This is a genomic window from Sphingopyxis sp. H073, assembly GCF_001468395.1.
Classification (GTDB): Bacteria; Pseudomonadota; Alphaproteobacteria; order Sphingomonadales; family Sphingomonadaceae; genus Sphingopyxis.
This window is the reverse complement of the sequence record NZ_LNSG01000004.1, coordinates 429,432-450,886: the sequence shown is the minus strand read 5'-3', so window position 1 is coordinate 450,886 and position 21,455 is coordinate 429,432. Positions and strand designations below refer to the sequence as shown.

Annotated in this window: 23 protein-coding genes; 13 read left to right on the top strand and 10 right to left on the bottom strand. The window is 63.3% G+C overall.

The window, feature by feature from the left end; all coding sequences use genetic code 11:
* Positions 1-136: 136 nt before the first annotated feature.
* From ATE64_RS10260 to ATE64_RS10235, 6 genes are all read right to left on the bottom strand, one after another.
* Positions 137-1,420, bottom strand: coding sequence for an MFS transporter (locus tag ATE64_RS10260; RefSeq protein WP_058455470.1), 1,284 nt, complete (start codon positions 1,418-1,420; stop codon positions 137-139).
* Positions 1,421-1,525: 105 nt separating this feature from the next.
* Positions 1,526-2,287, bottom strand: a complete 762-nt coding sequence (pgeF, locus tag ATE64_RS10255) for a peptidoglycan editing factor PgeF (RefSeq protein WP_058455469.1) — start codon at positions 2,285-2,287, stop codon at positions 1,526-1,528.
* Positions 2,284-2,802: a GNAT family N-acetyltransferase gene (locus ATE64_RS10250; RefSeq protein ID WP_058455468.1), complete on the bottom strand. Its 519-nt coding sequence runs from the start codon at positions 2,800-2,802 to the stop codon at positions 2,284-2,286. The genes pgeF and ATE64_RS10250 overlap by 4 nt, the downstream gene beginning before the upstream one ends.
* Positions 2,799-3,869, bottom strand: a complete 1,071-nt coding sequence (locus ATE64_RS10245; RefSeq protein WP_058455467.1) for an SAM-dependent methyltransferase — start codon at positions 3,867-3,869, stop codon at positions 2,799-2,801. Before ATE64_RS10245 ends, ATE64_RS10250 begins: the two co-directional genes overlap by 4 nt.
* A complete protein-coding gene (lgt, locus tag ATE64_RS10240; RefSeq protein WP_231729074.1) occupies positions 3,856-4,677 on the bottom strand; it encodes a prolipoprotein diacylglyceryl transferase in 822 nt (273 codons plus the stop codon). The genes ATE64_RS10245 and lgt overlap by 14 nt, the downstream gene beginning before the upstream one ends.
* A gap of 494 nt (positions 4,678-5,171) precedes the next feature.
* Positions 5,172-5,396 (bottom strand): hypothetical protein, encoded by a 225-nt coding sequence (locus ATE64_RS10235; protein WP_058810751.1) that lies wholly within the window; start codon positions 5,394-5,396, stop codon positions 5,172-5,174.
* Positions 5,397-5,500: 104 nt separating this feature from the next.
* On the opposite strand from ATE64_RS10235, the gene ATE64_RS10230 reads away from it, so the two are divergent.
* The 7 genes from ATE64_RS10230 to ATE64_RS10200 all read left to right on the top strand — a co-directional run bounded on the left by ATE64_RS10230 (position 5,501) and on the right by ATE64_RS10200 (position 12,496).
* Positions 5,501-5,719: a helix-turn-helix transcriptional regulator gene (locus ATE64_RS10230; RefSeq protein WP_058455464.1), complete on the top strand. Its 219-nt coding sequence runs from the start codon at positions 5,501-5,503 to the stop codon at positions 5,717-5,719.
* A 71-nt stretch (positions 5,720-5,790) separates the two neighbouring features.
* Positions 5,791-6,876 (top strand): DUF262 domain-containing protein, encoded by a 1,086-nt coding sequence (locus ATE64_RS10225; protein ID WP_058455463.1) that lies wholly within the window; start codon positions 5,791-5,793, stop codon positions 6,874-6,876.
* A complete protein-coding gene (locus ATE64_RS10220) occupies positions 6,876-7,382 on the top strand; it encodes a HEPN domain-containing protein (RefSeq protein WP_058455462.1) in 507 nt (168 codons plus the stop codon). Before ATE64_RS10225 ends, ATE64_RS10220 begins: the two co-directional genes overlap by 1 nt.
* 419 nt (positions 7,383-7,801) lie before the next feature.
* Positions 7,802-9,511 (top strand): class I adenylate-forming enzyme family protein, encoded by a 1,710-nt coding sequence (locus tag ATE64_RS10215; RefSeq protein WP_058455461.1) that lies wholly within the window; start codon positions 7,802-7,804, stop codon positions 9,509-9,511.
* 30 nt (positions 9,512-9,541) lie between these two features.
* Positions 9,542-10,405 carry a cytochrome b/b6 domain-containing protein gene (locus ATE64_RS10210; RefSeq protein ID WP_082657739.1) on the top strand — a complete coding sequence of 288 codons (864 nt, stop codon included), beginning with the start codon at positions 9,542-9,544 and terminating at the stop codon, positions 10,403-10,405.
* Positions 10,402-11,181: a molybdopterin-dependent oxidoreductase gene (locus tag ATE64_RS10205; RefSeq protein WP_058455460.1), complete on the top strand. Its 780-nt coding sequence runs from the start codon at positions 10,402-10,404 to the stop codon at positions 11,179-11,181. The genes ATE64_RS10210 and ATE64_RS10205 overlap by 4 nt, the downstream gene beginning before the upstream one ends.
* Positions 11,182-11,224: 43 nt before the next feature.
* Positions 11,225-12,496 carry a cyclopropane-fatty-acyl-phospholipid synthase family protein gene (locus ATE64_RS10200; RefSeq protein WP_058455459.1) on the top strand — a complete coding sequence of 424 codons (1,272 nt, stop codon included), beginning with the start codon at positions 11,225-11,227 and terminating at the stop codon, positions 12,494-12,496.
* Positions 12,497-12,685: 189 nt separating this feature from the next.
* Here the strand turns inward: ATE64_RS10200 and ATE64_RS10195 are convergent, their stop codons facing one another.
* Both ATE64_RS10195 and ATE64_RS10190 read right to left on the bottom strand, forming a co-directional pair.
* The gene (locus ATE64_RS10195; protein WP_058455458.1) at positions 12,686-13,123 is read right to left on the bottom strand and encodes a DUF1801 domain-containing protein; all 438 of its coding nucleotides are present in this window, start codon (positions 13,121-13,123) and stop codon (positions 12,686-12,688) included.
* A 48-nt stretch (positions 13,124-13,171) separates the two neighbouring features.
* Complete coding sequence (locus tag ATE64_RS10190; RefSeq protein ID WP_058455457.1) at positions 13,172-14,131, bottom strand: WYL domain-containing protein; 960 nt, start codon at positions 14,129-14,131, stop codon at positions 13,172-13,174.
* 82 nt (positions 14,132-14,213) lie between these two features.
* Here ATE64_RS10190 and ATE64_RS10185 point away from each other — a divergent pair, with 82 nt between their 5' ends.
* The 5 genes from ATE64_RS10185 (at position 14,214) to ATE64_RS10165 (ending at position 18,484) form a co-directional block, all read left to right on the top strand.
* The gene (locus ATE64_RS10185; RefSeq protein ID WP_058455456.1) at positions 14,214-14,759 is read left to right on the top strand and encodes a hypothetical protein; all 546 of its coding nucleotides are present in this window, start codon (positions 14,214-14,216) and stop codon (positions 14,757-14,759) included.
* Positions 14,760-14,834: 75 nt separating this feature from the next.
* A complete protein-coding gene (locus ATE64_RS10180; RefSeq protein ID WP_058455455.1) occupies positions 14,835-16,052 on the top strand; it encodes an argininosuccinate synthase in 1,218 nt (405 codons plus the stop codon).
* Between the two features lie 131 nt (positions 16,053-16,183).
* Complete coding sequence (locus ATE64_RS10175; protein WP_058455454.1) at positions 16,184-16,369, top strand: hypothetical protein; 186 nt, start codon at positions 16,184-16,186, stop codon at positions 16,367-16,369.
* A gap of 160 nt (positions 16,370-16,529) precedes the next feature.
* Positions 16,530-17,531 (top strand): beta-eliminating lyase-related protein, encoded by a 1,002-nt coding sequence (locus ATE64_RS10170; protein WP_058455530.1) that lies wholly within the window; start codon positions 16,530-16,532, stop codon positions 17,529-17,531.
* Positions 17,528-18,484: a DMT family transporter gene (locus tag ATE64_RS10165; RefSeq protein WP_058455453.1), complete on the top strand. Its 957-nt coding sequence runs from the start codon at positions 17,528-17,530 to the stop codon at positions 18,482-18,484. The genes ATE64_RS10170 and ATE64_RS10165 overlap by 4 nt, the downstream gene beginning before the upstream one ends.
* A 5-nt stretch (positions 18,485-18,489) precedes the next feature.
* On the opposite strand, the gene murA is transcribed toward ATE64_RS10165, so the two are convergent.
* Complete coding sequence (gene murA, locus ATE64_RS10160; RefSeq protein ID WP_058455452.1) at positions 18,490-19,773, bottom strand: UDP-N-acetylglucosamine 1-carboxyvinyltransferase; 1,284 nt, start codon at positions 19,771-19,773, stop codon at positions 18,490-18,492.
* Positions 19,774-19,816: 43 nt separating this feature from the next.
* Positions 19,817-20,284, bottom strand: coding sequence for a hypothetical protein (locus tag ATE64_RS10155; RefSeq protein WP_058455451.1), 468 nt, complete (start codon positions 20,282-20,284; stop codon positions 19,817-19,819).
* Between the two features lie 195 nt (positions 20,285-20,479).
* Between ATE64_RS10155 and ATE64_RS10150 the strand changes: the two genes are divergently transcribed.
* Positions 20,480-21,445, top strand: coding sequence for a DUF3011 domain-containing protein (locus tag ATE64_RS10150; protein ID WP_058455450.1), 966 nt, complete (start codon positions 20,480-20,482; stop codon positions 21,443-21,445).
* Positions 21,446-21,455: the final 10 nt, after the last annotated feature.

The window sequence follows — 21,455 nt, the reverse complement described above, 5'->3', positions numbered from 1 at the left end:
ATGCTCCTTTGAGATTGCCCCGCCTATAGCAGCGCCGGTTTCATTTGAAACTATATTGCGCCGGTCGTTCTTCCCTTTTCCGTATTCCCGGCCTTCGCCGCGATGACGGATAAAAGCGGCTGCGCCCTGTTATCCGTCAATCCTCAACGATCAGGCTGCGCTCTTTCGTTTCGGGAAGCAACAAGGTCGCAATGCCGGCCATGCCGATCACTGCGGCGACATAGAAATAGAACAGCCATTCGACGCCGGCGCCCTTGAGCGCGAGCGCGACCATTTCGACGGTGCCACCGAAGATCGCATTGCCGACCGCGTAGGGCAGCGCGACACCGAGCCCGCGGATATGCGCCGGGAACAGCTCGGCCTTCACCAGCGCATTGTTCGCGGTGTAGCCCGCCTGGAAGGTCAGCGGGATCAGGATCAGCAAGGTCGCGACCACCGGCGAGCTGACCGTTTCCAGCGTCAGGAAGGTCGGCGCCGCGACCAGTGCGCCGCCGATCCCGAAGAGGAGCAGCATCGGCTTGCGCCCGAAACGATCGGCGAGCGCGCCAAAGACCGGCTGCATCAGCGTGAACCAGATGAGCGCGACGGCGACGATGTAGGTCGCGGTCGCCTTGTCGAAGCCGACGGTGTTGAACAGATATTTCTGCATATAGCTGGTGTAGGTATAGGCGGCGAGGCCGCCGCCCGCCGACAACATGCCGACGAGGATGCTCTCGCGGCGATGCTCTTTCCAGAGCAGCTTCGCGGTCGAGACCGGGCGGTCGACCGCCTGATTCTCGAACGAGGGCGTTTCGGCGAGATTGCGGCGGAGGAGATAGACCGCGAGCGCGAGCACCGCGCCGATCACGAAGGGGATGCGCCAGCCCCAGGCGGTGAGTTCGGCTTCCGTCAGAAAGGCCTGCAAGATCACCGCGACGAAGATCGCGCAGAGCTGGCCGCCGATCAGCGTCATATACTGAAAGCTCGCCCAGAAGCCGCGATGATCCTTCGGCGCCATTTCGGAGAGATAGGTCGCGCTGGCGCCATATTCGCCGCCGAGCGACAACCCCTGCAGCATTCGCGCGACGAGCAACGTCGTCGGGCCGAGCAGTCCGGCGGCGGCATAGGTCGGCGCGACGGCGATCAGCATCGAGCCGCTGAACATCAGCGCGACCGACAATGACAGCCCCGCCTTGCGCCCGCGCGTGTCGGCGAAGCGCCCCATCACCCACGCGCCGATCGGGCGCATGACGAAGCCGACCGCAAAGATCGCGGCGGTGCTGAGGAGCTGCGCGGTCGGGTCGGCCTTCGGGAAGAAGACGGGGGCGAAATAGATGGCGAAGGCGGCGTAGGCGAACCAGTCGTACCATTCGACGAGATTCCCTGCCGATCCGCCGATGATCGATACGAGCCGTTTGCGCGGGATCGCCAAGGCCTTCATCCGTCTTGTCTCCCGCCATCCTTCGTTCGTTATGCCGGACTTGATCCGGCATCCATCTGTCTTCGATGAAGCTGGACCCCGGATCAAGTCCGGGGTGACGAAGAATTACCTCAAGCCGATCAGCGATATCTGCCGACCGTAGCTGTTTTCGCCTCGATGGCACGCGCGGCGATAGCTGAAATAGTCCGCCTCTTCGGCGTAGGTATCCTGCCCGCCGATGGCAATTCGGCTGACCCCCGCCGTAGCGAGCCGCGCCGCGACATAGGCGGCGATGTCGAACATCGCATGGCCGGGTTTGCCGCCCGCGAAGAAGTGCTCGTTCTGGGGATCGTCGGCGAGAAAGCGCTGCACGAAGCCGTCGTCGACCTCGTAGGAGGCGCGCCCGATGCAGGGGCCGATAGCGACCGCGATGTTCGTGCGGCTCGCGCCGAGCCCTTCCATCGCGGCGAGCGTTGCGTCGGTCACCCCGGCGATAGCCCCCTTCCAGCCCGCGTGTGCCGCACCGATGACCCCGGCTTCAGCGTCGGCGAAGAGTACGGGGACGCAATCGGCGGTCAATATACCGAGCAGGATGCCGCGGGTTCGCGTTGCGAGCGCGTCGGCCTCGGGCCGCGCGGCAAGGTCGGTGCTGTCGTCGACGATCACGCAGCGGTTGCCGTGGACCTGGTAGAGGCCGGCGAGCGCCGCGCCGGGCAGCACCGCTTCGGTGGCGCGATGGCGGTTCTCGGCGATCAGCGCCGGGTCGTCGCCCGATCCGAGGCCGCAGTTGAGCGAAGCGAGGTCGCCGGTCGAGACGCCGCCCTGACGGCCGAAGAAGCCGTGCGGCACATTCGCGAGCGTCGGCGCGACGACGAATGGCGCGCTCACAGGTCGAGCCTGAAGAAGCGATCTTCGTCGATATGATTGCCGACGCGGAATTCGTTGCGGCCGACGTCGTAGAAGCCGTAGCGGCGGTAAAAGGCCTGCGCGCGGTGGTTCTCGGTGAACACGGTGAGGTAGAGGATCGACGCACGTTCGCGCGCCCATGCGATACCCCATTCCATCAGTCGGGCGGCGACGCCGGTGCCCTTCGCGGCTTCGGCAACGTAAAGCTGGTGGAGTTCGACCGCGTCGTCGGTGGGTTGCTCGGGCGGCAGGTCGAATTCGACCGGGCCCATCTTGATATAGCCGAGGATCGCGCCCGCATCGTCGCGCACCAGCGCGATGCCGTGCCCGGCATCCCCGATCTGCGCGCGGACGCGCTCCGGAGGGTTCCAATCGGCAAGGAAGGCCGACAGGTCGGCAGGGTCGTAGATATGCCCGAAGGTATCGGTAAAGGAGCCGTTCGCGAACATCGCGATCGCTTCGGCATCCTCGGGCTTCGCCAAGACGATGGCGGTCATGCGGGGTCTCCTGAAAATCCTGCGGGCGCGGGCCAGCCCGGCGCGGTGATCGCGATCAGCTTGAACAGTTCGCCCATTTCGCCGGGCTCGACAAGGCGGTCGCGCTGGCTTTCGAGTTCGGCGGCGCGGTCGGGGGCGGCGGCGGTGAGCGACTTCAGCCGCGCGTCGATGCCGAGACGCCTCAGCCAGTCGCCCTGTGTCGTAAGGCGGCTGATGGTAACGCCCGCCGGACGTGCCGCGTCGGCAAGGGTGGTGAAATCGACATGCGCGGTGAGGTCGGCCTCGCCGGGATCGACGAAGGGATCGACATATTTGTGGGCCTTCACCGCCTGCAGCGTGTCGCCTGCGGCGGGCCCCGCATAGCCATAGTCGATCGCGAGCATCGCGCCGCCCTGCCGCGTGATGCGGAAGGCGCAGCGCTGCATGATCGCGGCCGAGACCGGCGTCGTTTCGACGATCGTCCCCTCGGGCCGGTCACGCAGGACGGCGGGAATCGCGTCGTCGGCCGGCGTTTCGCCGGCTCTCGGCGCGAGCCTGCCATCGCGGCGCTCGACCATTCGTTCGCGCCAGCCGTCGGCGGTCTTCACATATTGGTGGACCGGCAGCGCATCGAAGAATTCGTTGGCGACGATGACCAGCGGCGCGTCGTCCGGGAGCGCGTCGACCTCGTCATGATGTTCGGCCTGCGCGAGGCGCGCCGACTGGACGGCGCGCAAGGTGGGGCTGGTTTCGACGAGATGGGCGCCGACCGGCGTGCAGCCGAAACGCGCGGCGGCGCGGAGCGCATCGGCGGCGAGCGTACCGCGGCCGGGGCCGAGCTCGACATAACGGAACGGTGGGCCGCCCGCGCGGCTCCACAGATCGGCGATCCAGATACCGACCAGCTCGCCGAACATCTGGCTGATTTCGGGCGCGGTGGTGAAATCGCCCGCTCGTCCGAGCGGGTCGCGCGTCGCATAATAATGAGCGTTCGCCGCCGCCATATAGTCGGCGACCGTCATCGGCCGGGCGGCGGCGATATCCTTGAGCAATTGGTCGGGAGCGGGCGGGCCGTCAGGCAACGGCATCGGGCCCGGCGACCGGCTCGACCCGCCGGCGCCGGCGCTTCGCGGTCGCGATGAGCCAGAGGCCGATCACGATCATCGGCACCGTCAGCCACTGGCCCATCGAGAGGCCGGTGGCGTCAACCACCCACTGGCGCTGGACGTCGGGCTCGCGGAAAAATTCGACCGTGAAGCGGCTGAGACCGTAGATCAGCGACGCCATGCCGACGAGGAAACCCGGTTTGTAGCGCGCGTCGGTGCGCCAGAAGAAATAGGCGAGGACCGCCATCATCACCAGTCCTTCGAGCCCGGCTTCGTAAAGCTGGCTCGGGTGGCGCGGCAGGTCGCCGCCGCGCGGAAAGATGATCGCCCATGGCACGGTCGTTACGCGGCCCCACAGCTCGCCATTCACGAAATTGGCAAGGCGGCCGAGGAAGAGACCGAAGGGAATGACGCACGCGATATAGTCGCAGAAGCGCAGGAAGCTGAGCTTTTCCTTGCGCGTCACATACCAGATCGCAACGAGCACGCCGATCACGCCGCCGTGCAGCGACATGCCGCCATCCCACAATTTGAAGATATCGACCGGCTCCTTGAGGTAGGATTCGAGATTGTAGAACAGGACATAGCCGAGTCGGCCGCCGAGGATGATCCCGAGCATGGCATAGAAGATCATGTCGTCGGCATGGCGCCGCGCCATCGGGGCGCCGGGCTGCGCGATCAGCTTCAGCAGATACCAATAGCCGAGGAAAATACCGGCCAGATAGGCGAGCGCATACCAGCGGATCGGCCAGCCGAACACGCTGAAAGCGACCTCGCTATGCTCACCCATCAGGTCATGAAAGTTAAGATATTGCGTCGCTTCGGCTAAGGTTGCAAAAAGATATTGTGAAGCCATTGAAATTTCACCATTTTCGTAAATTCGTGTATCCCGGAATTGTCTTATGCTGTCTAATGTCGTCTAAACGGCATGAGCAAAGTGGGATACAAATCGAGCAAAATTTCATCGCATGTAGCCGATACGGCGCCGCTGCGGCTAGCGGGCATTTTGCATGCTTGCATGTCGGGTAAGTGACGCCCCGTTACCCCAAGGCGCTTACGTCATCCCATGGATCATGCGCAGGTAGCGCAAGGCTGTCTGCGAAGGCATCTAGCGCCTTACGGTCCCAGAGTATTCGGCGACCGATTCTTATCGGCTCGGGGAAATCACCTCTGAGACGAAGATGGTCCAACATCCGTTGGCTGATGCCCAGATAAGCGGCCGTCATGTCGCTACCAAATAGGCGGGGAACAGGGGGCGTAATTAACTTGCTTCGCATCGATCCGTCAGGGGCGGCCCATCATGATGTCGCGCGCAGCGATCTTGGCCGAGCACCGCTGATCCACCCCAAAGATGTGCTCACACTCCTTGAACGGGTGGCCCTCGGGCAGGCGCGTGACATTGTAGAGGATCGCCAAGCCGATGACGGCTACGACTGCTAGGAGCATTTGATTTGCCGTAAGACCCTCGCCCTTCTTTGGCGACTGATCTGGTTCCCATTCCATTTTCATTATCCCCCGACTGGCGCCAGCCACCGTTGCCCACCGTGACAGGCTAAGGTTATTACATATTATAGTTGATAAAGTTCAAGCCCCTACTGCGGCAGGGATGTCCCATGGACGTGCGCCTCCAGGTAGGGTTGAACTTTAAAAGGCTGCGAATGGCTCGCGGACTGACCCAAGAGCAGGCGTCCGAGCTTACAGGGGTCAGTCAGCAATATCTCAGCGGCCTTGAGCGTGGGCGTCGGAATCCGACGGTGCTCACACTTCACGAGTTGAGCCGGCCGCTCGGTGGTGAACCGATCGATCTCTTAAAGCCTATTAGCGCCGAATAGTCTCGCCCTCCCTTTGCCCCTGGCAGCCGAGCACCTTCTTCGCTATTGCATCTCCAATCAAGGGGGTTGGCATGGCTAAGGTTTTTGACGACGAGATCGAAGTTGAAGAAGAGTCGGACGATGAAGAGCTTGGCACTCATATCGAGTTCGATATCGCGACATATCCGTCTGATCTGACACTCGCCGTAATCCACGATATGTGGCGGGATAAAGACATTACTGTCCCATCGTTCCAGCGTAACTTTGTGTGGAACATTAAGCAGTCTAGCTTGCTGATAGAGAGCTTTTTGCTCGGCCTGCCTGTGCCTCAGGTTTTCTTCTATATCGACGGCGAGAACAAGAATCTCGTGATAGATGGCCAACAGCGGATCATGAGCGTGATATATTTTTTCGAAGGCTATTTCGGACCTGAAAATATGCAGGGTCGTAGGTCAGTCTTTCGGCTCACCGGCCTATCTAAAGGTAGCCCCTACTCGGGCAAAAAATTCGTCGATTTGACAGAGCAGGAACAACGCAAGTTAAAGAGCGCCGTCCTTCGCGCTGTGAACATCAAGCAGCTTGCGCCGGTGAACCAGAGCACCAGCATGTTTCATATTTTTGAGCGCCTGAATACGGGCGGGACTCCGCTGCGTCCGCAGGAAATCCGAAACTGCGTATTCCATGGCGCACTGGTCGACGAACTCCATGATCTTAACGAGGATCCAAACTGGCGGAAGATTTTGTCTCGTCAGCCGCTCGACAAGCATCAGCGCGACGTTGAGATGATCCTCCGAATATTCGCGATGACCGAGCGTGGAGACGATTATGAGAAGCCAATGAAGGAGTTTCTCAATCAGCAGATGAAGATACACACCAAGGGCAAGAATTCGGGCAAGATAGATAAATTTGGTGAGCGTTTTCGTGAGGTAACTGAGCTGATCGTCGGTCAACTCGACCCCAAGCCTTTTCATGTTCGGGGTCCACTGAACCTTGCGGCGATGGACTCCGTGATGGCAACCCTAATTCGTCACTCAAATAAGATACCAAAAGACCTCAAGCAAAGATTCACGAAGCTGATAGCTGATAAAGATTATCGCAACGCGATATTCTTCAACACTAGCGACCCGAAGGAAGTCGAGCTGAGACTGGCATTGGCTGAAAAACACCTGATCTACTAATGGTCTACAGTGATCGCTTTACCCTCGTCGAGGACTACCTGGCGCACGTCGATCCCTTGATGGAGGGGCTCGAGGATCCCTTTGTGGAGGCACGTTACACCGGCTTCATCGCTACTTCGGCCGTGACGGCCTATGAGTTGGCTATTAAAGACATCTTCTATGAGTTTGCCGAAAAGAAGCACGTAGTCCTAGGAAGCGTGACCCGCGCAAAATTCTCTCGAATGAACGGTCGGATTAAGTTGAAGGAATTGAAGGACGAGCATGTTAAAATGTTCGGCATAAGATATCTAGATCGATTTGGTAGAAATCTTGATAAGGCAGAGAACGATTATGTTCGCGCTCACTCAAAGAGTCCTAAATCGGCTTATAATAATGTTATTACTTGGCGTCACCAGTTTGTTCATGAAGGAACATTGCCGAATACTACAAATTATGTCGAGATAAAGGATCAGTATACAGCTGGTAAAGAAGTGATCCATTGCCTGTTTCGCACCATGGTGAGGTAGCCGAAAGCATCTTACCGAAATTGGTCTCAGAAAATGTAGCACTCGCCTATGTGTTTCACTGGGGAAATCCATAGCCGTTCGCCTGATTTTCATCGTCGAACGGCGGAAGAGGGTAATCAGTCTAACTGCGCTATAAGCAACTGATATTTAATAAATAATTTCCGAGGGATCAATTCGGCGTGTCCGCATACGAGGGCACCGAACTCCAATGGTGTATCCCACCCTCAACAGCTGCTGCTTTTTACCGAAACCCTAGAAAACCTTGATTTTCGCGCTGTTGCGCGCGAAGGTTCACCACTATATGTTTCAAAAACGAACTCAAAATTTCCAAAAAGAAACATATAGTCGCGCTGTCCTTCCCCAGGAGAGGCCTTCCCCATAGGGGGTAAGGCGAGCGAGACCAAGAGGAGAGATGCCCCATGCCTTCCGCGCTCGATCTGCGCCTGGAATCCGCGTATAATCTGATCACGGGGCCGGGCGGTCCGATCCAGGTCGGTTCCGTCGAACGCTTCGGCCGCCAGCTGCCGTTCATCACCAACGCGCCGACGAACCTTGCCGATTATGTCGCCTATTTCAGCGCGATGCACGGCGATGCCACCTTTCTGGTCGAGGGCGACGAGCGGCTGAGCTTCAAACAGGTCTATGCCGCGGCGCGCAAGGTCGCGGCGGGCCTCATCGATGGCCACGGCGTCCAGCGCGGTGACCGCGTCGGCCTTGCCATGCGCAACGCAAATGCGTGGTGTGTCGCCTATATCGGCATCCTGCTCGCGGGCGGCTGTGCGACCCTGCTCAACGGCTGGTGGCAGGGCGGCGAGCTGGCGGCGGGAATCGACGATGCCGAGGCGAAGCTCGTGATCGCCGACGCGCAGCGCGCCGCGCGGCTCGCCGAGCCGGGCGTCAGCCATGGCGCCCAGGTCGTTGCGCTCGACATCACGAAGCCGATCGACGAAGCGATCGCGCCGCTGGCGGCGGGCGGCAGCGCCGAGACCGCGCTGCCGGTGCTGACCGGGCAGGATCTGGCGACGATCCTCTTTACCTCGGGCTCGACCGGCCAGTCGAAGGGCGCCTATTCGCGCCACGAGGCGGTGGTGCAGGCGATCTTCAACTATGTGACGCAGACCGCGAGCATCGTCCACCTGCTGACCGAGGACGGGCTGATGTCGGACATCCAGCCCGCCACCCTGATCTGCACGCCTCTGTTCCATGTAACGGCCGAGATTCCCGTGTTTCTTCAGAGCTTCGCGCTCGGGCGCAAGCTGGTGCTCATGCCGAAGTGGAACGCCGACGAGGCGATGCGGCTGATCCAGGACGAGAAATGCAATTATTTCGTCGGCGTGCCGCTGATGAGCTACGAAATTCTCGTCAGTCCGAACCGCAAGAATTACGATCTGTCGACCTGCAAGAGCTACGCCGGCGGCGGCGCGCCGCGTCCGCCCGAGCATGTCCGCCGCCTCGCGTCGGAGATGGGCGATGCGAAACCGCTGCTAGGCTATGGCCTCACCGAGACCAACGCCGTGGGCTGCGGCATCATCAACGAGAATTATGTCGAGAAGCCGCTGTCGACCGGCCCGGCGTCGAAGCCGCTCGTCGATCTGGCGATCCTCGACGAGCTGGGGAACGAACTGCCGCAGGGTAGCGTCGGCGAGGTTTGCATGCGCTCGGTCTGCAATTTCGAGGGCTATTGGAACAATGAGGCGGCGACCAAGGCGGCCTTCTTCGACAATGGCTATTTCCGTTCGGGCGACCTCGGCTATCTCGACGCCGACGGTTATTTGTTCATCGTCGACCGCAAGAAGGACATCATCATCCGCGGCGGCGAGAATATCAGTTGCCAGGAGGTCGAGGCCGCGATCTATGAACATGCCGAGGTCAATGAATGCGCGGTTTTCGGCTTGCCCGACGAACGACTCGGCGAATGCGTCGGCGCGGTCGTCTGGATGAAGCCCGGCAGCGCGTTGACCGCCGACGAGCTGACCGCGTTCCTCAACGCGCGCCTCGCGCCGTACAAGGTGCCGTGCCGGATCTGGATGTCGAACGAGGCGCTGCCCAAGCTCGGCAGCGAAAAGATCGACAAAGTGTCTTTGCGCAATCGCTATCGCGAGGAGTATAAGTCGGAGGTGACCGCGTAACCGAACCGGGCGAAGGAGCGAAAGAGGGATATGGCCGAAGCTGACTCCCCCGACGTTCCGCCGGCGCCGGTTCCGGAAACGCTCGCGCCGGTGCGCGTCTATCGCCACCGGCTGCCGACGCGCATCTGGCATTGGCTGAATGCGGTTACGCTGCTCGTCATGCTGATGAGCGGGCTGATGATCTTCAACGCGCATCCGCGGCTTTACTGGGGGCAATATGGCGCGAACCCCGATCGGGCGTGGTTCGCGATCGGGGCGACTTCCGACACCGGCTATGTCCGCTTCGGCGAGACGCGGATCGAGACGACCGGTGTGCTCGGGCGCTGGACCAATGCCGGGGGCGAGGAAAAGACCTGGGCCTTTCCGGGCTGGGCGACGATCCCGACCAGCTACGATCTCGCGGCCGGGCGGCGCTGGCACCTGTTCTTCGCGTGGGTGCTGTCGGTCGGCCTGACGCTCTACATGGTCTGGAGCCTTTTCGGCGGGCACATCCGAAGGGATTTGCACGTCCGCCGCGCCGAATGGTCGCCGCGGCATATCTGGCACGACATCAAGGATCATGCGCGGCTGCGCTTTCCGCGGGGCGAGGCGGCAGCGCGGTACAATATCCTGCAAAAGCTTAGTTATATCGGCGTGATCTTCGGCCTGCTGCCGCTGATGATCTTCACCGGGCTCACCATGTCGCCGGGAATGGATGCCGCCTGGCCCTGGCTGCTCGACCTGTTCGGCGGGCGCCAGTCGGCGCGTTCGATCCATTTCATTGCGGCGTGGCTGCTTGTCCTCTTCTTCCTCGTCCACATCATGATGGTGATCCTCGCCGGGCCGATCAACGAGGTGCGCTCGATGATCAGCGGCTGGTTCACGCTGCCGCCCGAGAGGGAGGGCGAGGCATGAGCGGCGTCCTGCTGCCGCGTCGCCGGCTGATCGCGCGGGCGGGCGGGCTCGTCGCGGCGGCGGGCGCACTGCCGCTGCTGTCGGGTTGCGACGCGATCAGCGAGGCGCCGGCGGTGCGCAAGATCTTGTCGATGGGCGAGGAGATGAACCGGGCGAGCCAGCGCGCGCTGATGGACCGCGATGCGCTGGCGCGCGAATTCACCCGCGCCGACCTGTCGCCGGTCTTTCGCTCGAACGGCACAAAGCTGCCGGATGGCGCCGCCTATGCCGTGCACGCCGCGGCGGGCTTCGCCGATTGGCGCATTACCGTGTCGGGCCTCGTCGCGCGGCCGCTGTCGCTGTCGATGGCCGATATTCGCGCGATGCCCCAGCGCACGCAGATCACCCGCCACGACTGCGTCGAGGGGTGGAGCGCGATCGGCGAGTGGACCGGGCCGCAGCTCCGCCGCATCCTTGAGGCAGCGGGGGTGAAGGACCGCGCGCGCTATATCGTGTTCCGCTGTGCCGACAGGATCGACGACGCGTTCTATTATGAAAGCTGCGACATGGTCGATTCGCTCCACCCGCAGACGATCCTGGCCTGGGCGATGAACGGCGCGGTGCTGCCGATCGCCAACGGCGCGCCGCTGCGCCTCAGGATCGAACGGCAGCTGGGGTATAAGCATGCGAAATATCTGACCGGGATCGAAGCGGTCGCGAGTCTCGACCAAATCGGGGCAGGAAAGGGCGGTTTCTGGGAAGATCGCATTGATTATGAATGGTATGCCGGTATCTAGTTGGTAACAGGGCGGCAGATGCAATGATGATGAGGTCGCACTTTTGTCCATACTCAGGCCGTTTCTTTCGCGTGTTATCCATCGTGGCAGGCTGACCGTCATCGACCCTGACGGCGGGGCCGGGACCTTTGGCGCGCCCGCGCCCGGCTTTCCCGAAGTCAGCGTCCGCTTCGCGACGCGCCGCGCGATGCGGCGCGTGATCCTCGACCCGCGGCTCGGCGCGGGCGAGGCCTTCATGGACGGCGAAATGGAAATTACCGAGGGCGACATCATGGGCCTGATCGGCCTGCTGCGCATGAATACGCCATGGGATCGCGGCGCGAAGCTCAAGGACAAGACGCGGCTCGGCCAATGGGGCGACTGGGTGAAGACGCGGCTCGGCTCGATCAACCGGCAGCGCCAGTCGCGTGCGAATGTCGAGCACCATTACGACATCGGCAACGACCTCTATCGCCTCTTTCTCGACCGCGACATGCAATATAGCTGCGCCTATTGGCCGCGTGAGGGCATGACGCTCGACGAGGCGCAGGAGGCCAAGAAGGCGCATATCGCTGCGAAACTCGCGCTGCGGCCGGGCCAGCGGATCCTCGACATCGGCTGCGGCTGGGGCGGGATGGCGATCACGCTCGCGAAACTGGAAGCGGTCGAGGTGCTCGGGATCACATTGTCGACCGAACAGCTCGAGCTCGCGCGGCAGCGCGCCGAAGAGGCGGGGGTTGCCGACCGCGTTCGCTTCGAGTTGATCGATTATCGCGACCTTGCGGCGCACGAGACCGGCGGGTTCGACCGCATCGTATCCGTCGGGATGTTTGAGCATGTCGGCGCGGCCAATTTCGACACTTTCTTTCGCGCATGTGCGAACCTGCTCTCGGCCGACGGGGTGATGTTGCTCCACACGATCGGGCGCTTCGGGCGGCCGGGCGCGACCGACGCCTTCACACGCAAATATATCTTCCCCGGCGGCTATATCCCCGCGCTCAGCGAGACCCTCGCCGCCAGCGAGAAAAGCCGGCTGATCGCGACCGATGTCGAGACGCTAAGGCTGCATTATGCGCTGACGCTGCGTCAATGGTACACCAACACGCTGGCGCACGAGGCCGAGATCGTGGCGATGATGGGCGCGCGATTCTTCCGCATGTGGTGCTTCTACCTCGCCGGCGCGACCGCGGCGTTCGAAAGTGGCGGGATGGGCAATTACCAGATCCAGTTCGCGCGCAGCCGCCACGCGCTACCGCTGACGCGCGACTATATGGCGGAGGCCGAGAGACGCCATCTTCCGCGTCGCGACGTGAAAGATGGACGGACGTCCGCTTAGGGGTGGAAAGCGGACGGTGCCGATCCTCCCCGGCACGGGGAGGGGGACCATGCGAAGCATGGTGGAGGGGTACGTGCAGTCTGGCGCGGCCTATATCTCCTGTGCCCCTCCACCACCCTACGGGTGGTCCCCCTCCCCCGGTGGGGGAGGATCGTCTAGGTCCGCTACCGATCGAAACCGGCCATTCAGCTACGTCGGGTAGCGTGCGTTCATCACATCCCAGCTCAGCGCAACCAGCTGTTCGAGTATGTTCAGATCGACGTCCGTCAGCTTGTTGATATAGAGGCAAGACTTGCCATTCTTGTATTTGCCGAGCTTTTCCAGCAGTGCGTCCGCCTCGGGCTGACGCTCTTCATAATGCCCCATCAGATAGAGCGTCATCGCGGCCTTGCGCGGCGAAAATCCGGCGCGGCACATCGTGCCCGAACGGCCGCTGTCATAAATATAGTCATAGCTGCCATAGCCGATGATCGATGGCCCCCACATCTTCGGCTCGACGCCCGTGACGCGGCGGTGGATCGCCTCGACGATGGCGGCTTCCTCGCGCCGCTTTTCGCTCGGGACGGCAGCGATAAAATCGGCAACGCTGACTCCGGTCGCCTTGGTCTTGATCTCGGTCTTGCCCATCGCGTGCCTCCCTGGCGCCAGACTAGCGTTTTGGACGCGGGAATCCAGTCAACGATGCCTAGCGGCGATCGTGCGTGCGAGGGCGCCGACGCGCCGGCGGAAGCTGGCGGGGGCGAGCACTTCGACCTCGGCGCCGAGCGCGAGCATGTCGCGCGCGCCATGGTCGCTGTCCTCCACCATCATTGCCATGGCACGCCAGCCTTTGGCGTCCGGAGCGTCGGCGCGGGCAACCGCCTCGGCGCCGCGTGGTGATTGCGCGGCCAGTCGCTTGCATCCGTCAAGCGACGCGCGAACGGTCGCCATAGTGGCAAACAGCTCGGCCTCGAATCGTGCCTGCTCGGCCTGCCACCAGCTCGCGAGGTGGAAATCGGCTGGACGGTCGAACGGCGCGTCGCCCACGGTGAGTTCTTCGATATTGGCGATCCGGAAGATGCGGACTTTTCCGGCGCCGTGCGCGGCGAGGTACCAGATGCCCGCCTTCAGCACGAGGCCGAGCGGATCGACCGCCCAGTCGCGCACCCCCTGCCAGCTTTCGTAGCGCATCGCCAACGACTGCTGGTCGAGGACCGCGCGCGCGAGGCGGGGCAGATGCGGCAGCGCCTCGCTGCCGCGATACCAGTCGACGGCGTCGAGATGGAAGCGCGCCGCCATCCGGTCGGCCAGCGCCCCGCCGCCGCCGGGCAAGGCTGCGAGCAATTTGTTGCGCGCGGCGTTCGTCGCCGTGCCAAGCCCCAGTTCTGCGGCGGGACCGGGCAGGCCGATCATCGCCATCGCTTCGGCCTCGCCCGCCGACAGGCCGGTCAGCCGCGTGCGATAGCCGCCGAGCAACTGAAACCCGCCGCCGGGCCCGCGGTCGCCATAGACGGGCACGCCCGCGGCGCTCAGCGCATCGATGTCGCGATAGATGGTGCGTTCGGACACCTCGAACTCGGCGGCGAGATCGGCGGCGGTCAGCCGCTGGCGCAACTGCAACAGGATCAGGATCGAGAGAAGGCGGCTCGCGCGCATTTTTCTTCTTTAGCAGAAAATAACTGACAGAAAATGTCAGGATAGGGGGCGTAGGCAGGCTTGGTCACCGAGGGAGCGACCCATGGCCCAGATCGACCGCCGCACCATCATCGCCCTTAGCGCAGGAGCCTTCATGTCCAGCCTGATCCCCGTCGCGGCATCCGCCGCGATCGACCCGCCTCCCGTCGGCAAGCCCGGCGACTTCGATTTCCTGACCGGCGAATGGCGCATCCACAACAAGTTCCGCGAAGGCGAGAAGTGGATCGAATTTCCCGGCGAGGCGACCGTGGTCGCGATCCTCGGCGGCATTGCCAGTATCGAGGAGCTTCGCATCCCTGCCCGCAATTTCTCGGGCATGGGGCTTCGCCTGCTCGACGTCGACAAGAAAATCTGGTCCGACCACTGGGTCAACGCCAAGTCGGGTGTCGTCGGCGTCCCCGGCCAGCTTGGCGTGTTCGAAAATGGCGTCGGCACATTCCTGTCCGAGGGCGACAAGGGACCCGAACTCTATCGCGGCGTCTGGGACCGCATTACGCCCAAAAGCTGCCGCTGGTTCCAGGGGGTCTCGCGCGACGGCGGAAAGACGTGGGACGACGGATGGTTCATGGACTGGACGCGCGTCGGCTGAGCGGCCAAGCCGGTTGCACCATTGGCGGCGGGCTGCTAGCCGCGCCCGCGTCTTTCCCTCGCCAAAGGTGCCATCATGTCCGAGTCCTTCAAGCGCGTCGTCCTCGCCTATTCGGGCGGTCTCGATACCAGCGTTATCCTGAAGTGGCTGCAGGTCACCTATGGCTGCGAGGTCGTGACCTTCACCGCCGACCTCGGGCAGGGCGAGGAGCTCGAGCCGGCGCGCGCCAAGGCCGAGCTGATGGGGATCAAGCCCGAGCATATCTTCATGGACGATCTGCGCGAGGAATTCGTCCGCGACTTCGTCTTCCCGATGATGCGTGCCAACGCGCGTTACGAGGGCGATTATCTGCTCGGCACCTCGATCGCGCGTCCGCTCATTTCGAAGCGGCTCGTCGAAATCGCGAAGGAAGTTGGCGCCGACGCGGTCGCGCATGGCGCGACGGGCAAGGGCAACGATCAGGTGCGCTTCGAACTCAGCGCCTATGCGCTCAATCCCGATATCAAGGTGATCGCACCGTGGCGCGAATGGGATCTGACGAGCCGCACCGCGCTGATCGACTTTGCCGAAAAGAACCAGATTCCGGTGCCGAAGGACAAGCGCGGCGAGAGTCCGTTCTCGACCGACGCGAACCTCCTCCACACCTCGTCGGAAGGCAAGGTGCTCGAGAACCCGTGGGACGAGACCCCCGATTATGTCTATTCGCGCACCGTCAATCCCGAGGATGCCCCCGACGCGCCCGAATATATCACGGTCGATTTCGAGAAGGGCGACGGCGTTGCGCTGAACGGGCAGGCGATGTCGCCCGCGACGCTGCTTGCGGCACTCAACGACCTTGGCCGCAAGCATGGCATTGGCCGCCTCGACCTCGTCGAGAACCGCTTCGTCGGCATGAAGTCGCGCGGCATGTACGAGACGCCGGGCGGCGAAATCTATGCCCGCGCGCATCGCGGCATCGAAAGCATCACGCTCGACCGCGGCGCGGCGCATCTGAAAGACGAGCTGATGCCGAAATATGCCGAACTCATCTACAACGGCTTCTGGTTCGCGCCCGAGCGCGAGATGCTGCAGGCGGCGATCGACCTCAGCCAGGAGAAGGTGTCGGGCACTGTGCGTTTGAAGCTCTACAAGGGCAATGCCAGCGTCGTCGGACGCAAGTCGCCGAACAGCCTCTACAGCGAGCGGCATGTGACCTTCGAGGACGATGCCGGCGCCTATGACCAGAAGGATGCGGCCGGCTTCATCAAATTGAACGCGCTGCGCCTGAAGCTGCTGGCGAAACGCGACCGCTGATCCCTCGGCGAGCCGTGCGGCATATCGGGCACAGCCGTCGGCTGCGGCCCGTAACCGGCTATCTTTATGGCAATAGAGGGATATAATTCCGGCGACGGAACGAGATCGGCCACCCATCAAGGTGGTACTTTATGACACAACATGCACCCATCGACGTCGCGACCCATGAATGGCAGTCCTGTTCTGTCATCTTGCCGCGTTTCGTCAAATTTCTGAGCCGCAACGGGATGCGCACCCGGCTTATCATGCCCGGCCGCTACGAGTTCCGACGTTCCCGAACGCACGGCTACTGGCTGTATCGCAATCCGCAGGGCTAGCCGCGCATCGGTTTCCTCCGCTGCGCTGCACCGGCTCATGGGGCGGATCCCACCCGCGGGGAACGAGCGCCGAGCCCTTTGGTTCGGCGGGGCGTGCCGCCAAAATATTAACATGTTAGCGCGATCGCGATTCCTGCGCTAAGGGCGCGGCATGACCGCGCTGCGCTTCTTTTCCGACAATGCCGCCACCGTCCATCCGGCGGTGATGGAGGCTCTCGCCGCCGCCAATCATGTCGACACGGCGTATGACGGCGATGCGCTCAGCCAGTCGCTCGATGCCGCCTTTTCCGACCTGTTCGAAACCGATTGCGAGGTCGTGTGGATCGCGACCGGGACGGCCGCAAACAGCATCATCCTCGCGCATTTCGTACGGCCTTGGCAGGGCATACTCTGTTACGAGGAAGCGCATATCGAGGTCGACGAGTGCGGCGCGCCGACCTTCTATTCGGGCGGTGCGCAGTTGATGACGCTCCCCGGCGCGGGAGCGAAGATCGATGCCGAGGCGCTGAGGAAACGGATCGCGGGTATCCGCAAAGACGTCCATCAGGTCCAGCCCGCCGCGATCAGCATCACCAACGCGACCGAATATGGACTCGCCTGGCGTGCGAGCGAAATCGGCGCGATCAGCGAGGTCGCCAAGGCGAGCGGGATGAAGCTGCACATGGATGGTGCGCGCTTCGCCAATGCGGTTGCGTTCCTCGGCTGCTCGCCCGCCGACGTCACCTGGCGCGCCGGGGTCGATGCGCTGTCGTTCGGCTTCACCAAAAATGGCGCGATGATGGCCGAGGCGCTGGTCTTTTTCGGCGGCAGCGGCGGCGCGGGGGTGCGCGAGCTCAAGAAGCGCGGGGGGCACCTGCTGAGTAAGGGACGTTTCGTCGCGGCGCAGATCCGCGCGATGCTGAAGGACGATCTCTGGCTTGCCAACGCGCGCGCCGCGAACGCCGGCGCGGCCGCGCTTGCGGCGGCGTGCGGTCCGCGGCTGATGCATCCGGTCGAGGCGAACGAGCTGTTCGTGCGGATCAGCGCCGAAGAGGCGGCGGACCTGCGCGCGCAGGGATTCGATTTCTATGACTGGGGCGACGGCGCGATCCGCCTCGTCGTGAGCTGGGATCAGGATGCCGCCGCGGTCGCGCCGCTGGCGGCCGCCATCGCCGGGCTATGAGCGAGCAGCCGACGACGCTGCTTTCGCCACGCGTCTTTCTGCCCTTCGCGCTGGTCACGCTGATCTGGGGATCGACGTGGATCGTGATCAAGGGTCAGCTGGGTGTCGTGCCGCCGAGCTGGTCGGTGACCTATCGCTTCGTGGTCGCCGGGGCGGCGATGTTCGTCTTTGCCGCGGCGCGGCGCGAACGACTGTGGCTGGAACCGCGCGCGATGGCCTTTGCCGCGGTCCTCGGGCTGGCGCAGTTCGCGTTGAATTTCAACTTCGTCTATCGCGCCGAGCAGCATATCACTTCGGGCCTTGTCGCAGTGCTCTTCGCTCTGCTGATAGTGCCGAACACGTTGCTGGGGCGGTTGTTTCTGAAGACGCCGCTCGAACGCCGCTTCCTTGCCGGGGCGGGGATTGCGATCGTCGGCGTCGCGCTGATGATCCTGCACGAATATCGCGCCGCTGCTTTGGGGGCGGACGAGGTGATCATGGGGACGCTGCTGACGCTGGCCGGTGTGATGAGCGCGTCGACCGCCAATGTGATGCAGGGGACCGGAATCGCGCGCGCGCAGTCGATGGTCGTGATGATTGCATGGGCGATGCTGTTCGGGGCGCTCGCCGACGGAAGCTATGCATGGATAACGACCGGGCCGCCGGTGATCGAGAAGACGGGGGTCTATCTGGGCGGAATACTCTATCTGGGCATCATCGCCAGCGCGGTAACCTTTCCGCTCTATTTCAATGTCATCCGCGCGGTCGGGCCGGGGCAGGCCGCTTGGTCGAGCGTGCTGATTCCGATCATCGCGATGGGCTTTTCGACGGTGTTCGAGGGCTATCGCTGGGCACCGCTGTCGATCGCGGGCGGCATCGTGGCGTTGATCGGACTGGTGATCGCGGTCGCGAAACGGCCCGAGCGGCCGTCGGTCAGCGGCAATATGGTGTCTGTGCCCGTCGATCCGGACTAGAGGCGTCAGCCTGCGCTGATCCGTTCGATATCGGCGCCGACCGCCTGCAGCTTCTCCTCCAGCCGTTCGTAGCCGCGGTCGAGGTGATAGACGCGGTTGACCTCGGTCTGGCCCTCGGCGGCGAGACCCGCGATGATCAGGCTCATCGAGGCGCGAAGGTCGGTCGCCATCACCGGCGCGCCGACCAGATGGTCAACGCCGCGGACGATCGCGGTACGGCCCTTGACCTGGATGTCGCAGCCCATGCGCGCGAGCTCGGGAACGTGCATGTAGCGGTTCTCGAAGATGGTCTCGGTGAACAGCGACGCGCCGGTGCCGAGCGTCGCCATCGCCATGAACTGCGCCTGCATATCGGTCGCGAAGCCTGGGTAGGGCGCGGTCGACAGCGTGACCGGCTGCGCGCGGCCGTCCATCGCGACGCGGATCCCGCCCTTGGTGGCCTCGACGGTGGCGCCGGCTTCGCGCAGCGCGGTGAGCGTGGCTTCCATCTCGTCGGCCTTGGCGCCGACCAGCTCGACGTCGCCCTGCGTGATGACGGCGGCGCAGGCATAGCTGCCCGCCTCGATGCGGTCGGCCATCACGCGGTAGGTCGCGCCGTGGAGGCGGTCGACGCCCTCGATCGTCAGTGTCTCGGTGCCGATCCCGTCGATATGCGCGCCCATCGCGACGAGACAGTTGCAGAGGTCGACGATCTCGGGCTCGCGCGCCGCATTTTCGAGGACGCAGGTGCCGCCGGCGAGAACCGCCGCCATGACGGCATTTTCGGTCGCGCCGACCGAGACGACGGGGAAGGTGAACTTGCCGCCCTTGAGTCGCCCGCCGGGCGCGACGGCCTTCACATAGCCCGAGGCGAGCTCGATCTCGGCACCGAAGGCTTCGAGCGCTTTGAGGTGCAGGTCGATCGGACGGTTACCGATCGCGCAGCCGCCGGGAAGCGACACCGTTGCTTCGCCTGCGCGGGCGAGGAGCGGGCCGAGGACGAGGATCGACGCACGCATCTTGCGGACGATGTCATAGGGCGCCACGGTCGAGGTCAGCGTCGTCGCGCGCGCGGTCATCACGCGGCCGAAATCTTCGGGCCGCGAGCCCTCGATCGTCGTCGAGCAGCCGAGCTGGTTGAGCAGGTGGCCGAAGCCGTCGACGTCGGCGAGGCGCGGCAGGTTGCGCAAGGTCAGCGGCTCGTCGGTGAGCAGCGCGCAAGGCAGCAGGGTCAGCGCGGCATTCTTGGCGCCGGAGATTGGAATACGGCCCTTGAGTCGCTGGCCGCCGCGAATGACGATTTGATCCATCCGTCGTCATTAGCCGATGCGTCGGCGCGCGCAAGCCGACTAGCTATGCTGGCGGTGCATAGCCTGCGTCGCCGTCGAATTGCGCCTTCGCGTCCTTCTCGCCCTTGCTCATGAAGACGAAGCCCGCGACCGAGAGGATCATCAGCAGGATGGCGAGCAGCGGCACCTGTCCGTCGATTGCGAACACGCGCAGCGCGATCCACGCGATGTTGACGATGCCGACGATGAGGAAGATCTTCTTGTTGTTCGTGGCGAAGCCGTAGGTCGCGCGGCCGTCGCGAGTGCGGACGCCGTGGACGCCCTTCAGGTCGAAGGCGTTGTAGATATAGAAGCGGCCGGCCGTGCCGGGCACGAGCTCGCTCGCAACATTGTCCTTCACCACCGCATTCTTGATCGTGCGCGTCGGGCCGGCGTCGGGCTGGAACGTGAGGCTGCGAAAAACCGAGACGCCTCCCTTTGTGCGCTTGAGGTCGGCGGCTTCGATGCGCCCGTCGATGATCGATGTCGTCATATGTCGGCTCCCTTGCTTGCGGTGGCGCGACCCGGAACGAGGCTAGATGATGCGCGCGGGCAAGGGAAGCCATGCTGCGTGCAGGAATGGCGTCTTTGCTCGTGGCGCCGGAGCAGGAAATGTGAAACTATACACGGCGATAGTCGAAGCAATTGAGGACGGTCGAAGCACGATATCAGCAGGGGAGAAACAGCTATGCGGAACCGCGTCATTTCGGTCATCACGGCCGCGTCGTTCGTCACGGGCCAGCTTGCCGTCCCGGCTTTTGCGCAGACCACCTATCCCTATCCGCCGCCGCCGGGCTCGGGCTATAATCAGGGATGGGCGGGCACGATCCGCTGCGAATCCTATGGTAACCGCCAGCAACGCTGCAACGTCCGCACCGACAATCGCGTCGAACTGACCCGTGTGATCGGCGGGCGTTGCTCGAAGGGGCGCGATTGGGGATTCGATGCCGACGGCGTCTGGGTGTCGGGCGGGTGCCGCGCCGAATTTCGCTATGGCTATGCCGGCGGCGCCTATCCGGGGAATGATTTCGCTGGGACGCTCCGCTGCGAATCGCGCAGCAACCGTTATGAACAATGCGCGGTGCAGACCAATGGCCGCGTCGAGCTCGTGCGCAAGCTCGGCGGCAAATGCAACGCCGGACGGCAATGGGGCTATGGCGCCGACTATGTCTGGGTCACCAACGGCTGCCGCGCCGAATTCGGCTATGGCTACGCCAATCTGGCGCCGCTGCCGGGTCCGAAGCCCGACAAGGACAAGGGCCCGAGCACCGGGCTGATCATCGGCGGGATCGTCGTCGCCGGCGGGCTGCTCGCACTACTGGCGAGCCAGAAGAAGAAAAAGGCCGACGGCACGCCGGAGGAAAGTGCGCCACCGCCCGCATCGGCCGGCCCGGCCGCGCTGAGCGCCAATCTGAGCGGCCTGCCGAGCGCGGCGCGGCCGTCGGTGCAGAATTGCATGAACGATGCCGCGCGGCAGATCGGTGCTACCGGCGGGACGAAGCTGTCCTATGACAAGCTCGTTTCGCTCGAACAGGGCAATGGCGGCTGGCGCATCCGCGCGGCGATGACCGCGACCTATCCCGACGGCGCCAAGCCGATCGAGATGTATTGCCGCGCGACGCCGAGTGACATCATCCAGCTCGATTTCAATTGAGGGTCATCGG